Annotated in this window: 6 protein-coding genes; all 6 read left to right on the forward strand. The window is 37.8% G+C overall.

Going from position 1 to position 4,905, the window contains the following annotated elements:
• On the forward strand, positions 1-489 hold a 489-nt coding region (locus AC220I_RS18050; RefSeq protein WP_486725262.1), incomplete at its 5' end, for an HD domain-containing protein.
• Positions 467-946, forward strand: a complete 480-nt coding sequence (gene ybeY / locus AC220I_RS18055; protein WP_486725263.1) for an rRNA maturation RNase YbeY — start codon at positions 467-469, stop codon at positions 944-946. The genes AC220I_RS18050 and ybeY, both read left to right, overlap by 23 nt.
• A gap of 21 nt (positions 947-967) precedes the next feature.
• Positions 968-2,083, forward strand: coding sequence for a DUF3048 domain-containing protein (locus AC220I_RS18060; protein ID WP_486725264.1), 1,116 nt, complete (start codon positions 968-970; stop codon positions 2,081-2,083).
• Between the two features lie 12 nt (positions 2,084-2,095).
• Positions 2,096-2,485, forward strand: a complete 390-nt coding sequence (locus tag AC220I_RS18065) for a cytidine deaminase (RefSeq protein ID WP_486725265.1) — start codon at positions 2,096-2,098, stop codon at positions 2,483-2,485.
• 25 nt (positions 2,486-2,510) lie between these two features.
• Positions 2,511-3,401, forward strand: a complete 891-nt coding sequence (era, locus tag AC220I_RS18070) for a GTPase Era (protein WP_486725266.1) — start codon at positions 2,511-2,513, stop codon at positions 3,399-3,401.
• A gap of 97 nt (positions 3,402-3,498) precedes the next feature.
• Positions 3,499-4,875 carry a magnesium transporter gene (gene mgtE, locus AC220I_RS18075; RefSeq protein WP_486725267.1) on the forward strand — a complete coding sequence of 459 codons (1,377 nt, stop codon included), beginning with the start codon at positions 3,499-3,501 and terminating at the stop codon, positions 4,873-4,875.
• Positions 4,876-4,905: the final 30 nt, after the last annotated feature.

The raw sequence follows: 4,905 nt of genomic DNA on the forward strand, positions 1-4,905 counted from the left end.
GGAGTTGAATTAGCTGAAAAAAACAAACTGCCAGAAGAAATCCTTCAAATTATTAGAGAGCATCATGGAACGTCACTCATTAAGTATTTTTATCATCAAGAAAAGACCAAGAACAATGCCGTTGATATCACCAAGTTCTTGTATTATGGGCCAAAGCCCGTTCGCAAGGAAGCCGTTGTTGTTATGCTTGCAGATTCGGTAGAAGCAGCCGTTAGAACGCTTGAGAATCCCACAAAGGATGCAATTGGAGATCTGGTAGATAAAATCGTTGGTCAAAAGATAAATGAAGATCAATTAAGCAATTCCAACATTACACTTAAAGAAATTGAGCAAATAAAAAGGTCTTTTGTAAAAGTTCTAGGTGGTATATTCCATGAGCGTATTGTCTATCCAGAAATTGATATGACAAACATATCCAAAGAGTCTTTTAATGAAAATCTCTCAAATGACAGTGAGGATCTTGAAAATGACAAAAAAGAAGAAAATTGATATTGAACTGACAAATGAAACAGATGAGGTTTTGGTATCTACTTTAAACGAGCAGATATTAAAAGCCATTGATACAGTACTCGAGCATGAAAAAATTGAAGTCGATGGTGAAATCAGCATCCTTTTCGTGGATAATGAACGCATTAAGGCCCTAAATTCTGAATTTAGAAATAAGGATGTTGAAACAGACGTTTTATCTTTTCCCCAATATGAGTCCATCAAGGACAAGGGTATAGATGAGCCCTATATATATTTGGGTGATATTGTCATTTCACTTGAAAAGGCAAGGGAACAGGCTGAAAGTTTCGGCCATACCTTTGAACGTGAAATTCTCTATCTGGTGGTTCATAGCGTTTTACACCTTTTGGGCTATGATCATATGGAAGAGGAAGAGAAAGATGAAATGAGGGCAAGGGAAAAAGAAATCTTTAGAAAAATTGCCGTTTTCAAATCATAAAATAAAATATCGGAGGCAAAAATGCAGAAAAAAACGAGGTATATTCTATTTGTAATTCTTCTTTTGATTTTAGGTGGTTGTCAAAACAAGGCAGCTGTTGAAGTGGATACAACACCTGTTCCAATTGTCGTCCCTGAATCTACTGAACCTAAAGAAGTGGATTCAGAAGTGTCAACTGAGGTTGTTGAAGATGAATCAAATGAGACTTTAGATACGACTGGAATGGTGATCAATAAACTTACTGGCCTTTATATAAAGGAAGAAGATAAAGACAACAGACCCATCGTCGTAATGCTAGACAATCAATTTTCTGCAAGGCCACAAGCTGCCATCGAACAAGCTGACATTATGTATGAGTTTTTAGCAGAGGGTAGGATTACTCGGTATATGGCCGTTTTCTACAGCCAACGCCCTGAACACATAGGTCCTGTGAGAAGTGCAAGACCCTACTTTTTATTAAAAGCACTTGAATACGATCCTTTTTATGTACACGTTGGTGGCTCTATGGATGCACTTGCAAAGATCAAGTCCTATAAGATGGCTGATATCGATGGTCTTTCAAGTGGTGCCTTTTGGCGAGAAAGCCACAAGAAAATTCCCCACAACATGTACACTTCATCTGAAGTACTCTTAAAAGACGCTGCGTCAAAGAAATATAGATCTCAACCTGACTTTGAATTTTTATCCTTCTACACTGAATTTACAGTGCCAGAAGGTGAAGATGCCACAAGTATAAAATGCGTTTACAAAGAACCAACCAAAACGGACAAGGTTGGCTATACCACTTCGTATAAATATAACAATGAAGATCATCTCTATTATAGATATACTAATAATGGACCCCATAAAGATGAAAACTCAGATGTCCAGTTAACATCGACTAATGTAATTGTACAGTATGCAAAAACAAAGGTTTTGGATTCTGAAGGAAGACTCCAGGTAGATTTAGTAGGATCAGGTAATGGTGACTTTTATACAGCAGGTAAGACTTTTCCAATTAAATGGGAAAAGAAGGATGCCAGCTCACTGACAAGGTTCTATACACTTGATGACAAGGAAATTTTATTAAATCCAGGTGTTACATGGTTTCAAATTATGGAAACGGGTACTAAGGCTATAAGTGGTATAGACAATTAAAGAGGTGAAGACATGGATTATAAAGAATTAGTTGAACGCGCTTATGAGGCAATGGAAAAAGCTTACGTGCCTTACTCAAAATTCAAGGTAGGGGCAGCTTTATTAACGACAACCGGAGAAGTTTTTACAGGGTGTAATGTGGAAATTGCATCTTTTGGCGCTACCAACTGTGCAGAACGTACAGCCATATTTAAAGCGATTTCAGAGGGCTATAAAGATTACAAGGCCATAGCAGTGGTCTCGTCTAGTAAGGATTTTACATATCCTTGTGGAATATGCAGACAAGTCATTGTTGAATTTGGAAAAGATATTGACATCATAGTGGCAAAAGATTATGATTATGAAGTCTATAAAATTGATGACCTATTGCCTAAGTCTTTTACAGGTATAGACATCAAGTAAACTGGTATAAATAACGGAGGTATGCATGTCCTTTAAATCAGGTTTTGTCACCATCATAGGAAGACCCAATGTCGGTAAATCGACCCTATTGAATAATGTGATTGGTGAAAAAATCGCAATTATGTCTGATAAACCTCAGACAACACGTCATAAAATAACGGCAATGTACACAGATGATGAAGTTCAAATTATTTTTGTGGACACACCAGGTATCCATCGTCCTAAGAGCAAGTTAGGTGACTTTATGGTCAACAGTGCAAAAGGTGCCATTGCAAATGTGGATGTTGTAATACTTATGGTCGATAATTCACTAAAAATTGGTCCTGGAGACCAGTATTTGTTGGATTTTATCACTGAAGCTAAAGCAGAAGTTATTTTAGTGATCAACAAAGTGGACTTGCTTAAACCAGAGGAATTCAAGGCAATATACGAAACTTATTCTAAATTTGATTTTATAAAGAAAATAATTGGCCTTTCAGCGATTAATGCGAAGGGGGTCAAAGAACTTGTTGAAGCGATTAAAGAAGAATTGCCAGAAGGTCCACCCTTGTATCCTAAGGATTTCTTAACCGATCAAACAGAAAGAACCATTGTTTCTGAGATTATCAGGGAGAAGGTATTAAGATACATCGATGATGAAATTCCTCACGGTGTAGCGGTTGAAGTTCAAAGTATGAAGTTCAGACAAGATAAGCCCATCTGTGACATCGAAGCAGATATCATCTGCGAAAAAAAATCACATAAAGGGATTATCATTGGCAAGGAAGGCCGTAAGCTCAAGGGCATCGGCAAAAGTGCAAGACAAGACATTGAAGTTTTACTTGATATGAAGGTCAACCTACAACTCTGGGTTAAGGTGAGAGAAGGTTGGCGAGACAATCAAGGCATATTAAAAAATTTGGGTTATAAGGAATAATATTTGTAACCATGAATAAAGCAATTTAAGGTAAGTTGAATAAACTTACCTTATCTTGCGTTAGAAATATAAAAATGCGATCAAATAGGAGGTGCGTATGGGACTTTTAATGTTTTACGAATACCTAGATAAAATTGAACAACTATTAGAACAGAAAAAGGATATAGAATTACACAATTACCTGGAGAACATGCACGCCGCCGATATCGCAGAAGTCCTAGAGAATCTTGAAGTTGATGATCAAACGCAGGTATTTGGTCTTTTATCGGATGAAAAGGCAACAGAAGTACTTGAACAAATCAACTCCGAGGATTTCAGTAGTTTAATTAAAGCCTTGACCTATGAAAAAAAGGTCACTTTACTTGACCTCATGAGCCAGGATGATATTGTTGATAAACTGATTGAACTGCCTGAAAGCAGACAAAAGGAAATCATCGCTTTCCTAGATTATGAAGATGCAGAAGATGTAAAGGAACTCCTTATCTATGAAGAGGATACCGCTGGTGGTATCATGACTAAGGACTTCGTTTCCATTAAAAAAGATTACTCTATATACTATGCAATCGAAACACTGAGAGCAATTGCCCCTGACGCAGAGACCATTTACTATATTTATGTCACAGATGATTTAGATCGACTCGTGGGTGTTATTTCTCTCAGACAATTGATCATATCACCACCTAATAAAGCGGTTGATTCCATTATGAATGAAAACCTCATTACGGTTAATATTCATGATGACCAGGAAGCTGTTGCGAAAATAGTAACAAAGTACGGCTTACTAGCTGTTCCAGTTGTGGATGATAACAACGTCATGCTGGGAATTATCACAGTAGACGATATCCTAGATGTCATTGAAGAAGAGGCAACAGAGGATATCTTCAGATTTGCAGGTACAAACGAAGATGAAATCTATGAAAATGACGATACACTCTTTGAGCGTGTTAAGAATTCTGTAACCTCTAGACTGCCTTGGCTCATTATCACTATTTTCGGTGGTCTTCTTTCAGCGACCGTCTTGACCTCGTTTCAAACCACCATCAGTGCAAATGCGACTCTAGCATTATTTATGCCTTTGCTTGCAGGTATGGGGGGGAATGTTGGTACCCAGTCATCAACGATTACTGTTAGAAATATTGCGACGCATGCCATTGAAGGGATTGGGATCTTTAAAACCCTGATACATGAAATCTCAGTTGGCATCTTTGTAGGGATTGTCTGTTCGCTTCTGGTGGCCACTGCTGCTTACTTTATGCAAGCGGAGTACCATATTGCCATTATCGTGGGCATCGCCATGTGGGCGAATATGACCACTGCTGCTGCAATTGGTACACTTGTACCATTGGTTTTCAAGAAACTGGGCATTGATCCTGCAGTTGCATCTGCACCCTTTATTACAACGACGATTGACTTAACAGGTTTGACCATTTACTTCTCATTAGCAACGATTATGATGGCAAATCTTCCAAAATAAATTAAAGGGATGGTGATTCATGTTTTTAGA

Source organism: Fusibacter sp., assembly GCF_057447755.1.

Bases quoted from the DNA above. Each gene is read 5' to 3' on its own strand.
- ybeY (WP_486725263.1), top strand. From the start codon at position 467: ATGACAAAAAAGAAGAAAATTGATATTGAACTGACAAATGAAACAGAT.
- AC220I_RS18060 (WP_486725264.1), top strand. From the start codon at position 968: ATGCAGAAAAAAACGAGGTATATTCTATTTGTAATTCTTCTTTTGATT.
- AC220I_RS18065 (WP_486725265.1), top strand. From the start codon at position 2,096: ATGGATTATAAAGAATTAGTTGAACGCGCTTATGAGGCAATGGAAAAA.
- era (WP_486725266.1), top strand. From the start codon at position 2,511: ATGTCCTTTAAATCAGGTTTTGTCACCATCATAGGAAGACCCAATGTC.
- mgtE (WP_486725267.1), top strand. From the start codon at position 3,499: ATGGGACTTTTAATGTTTTACGAATACCTAGATAAAATTGAACAACTA.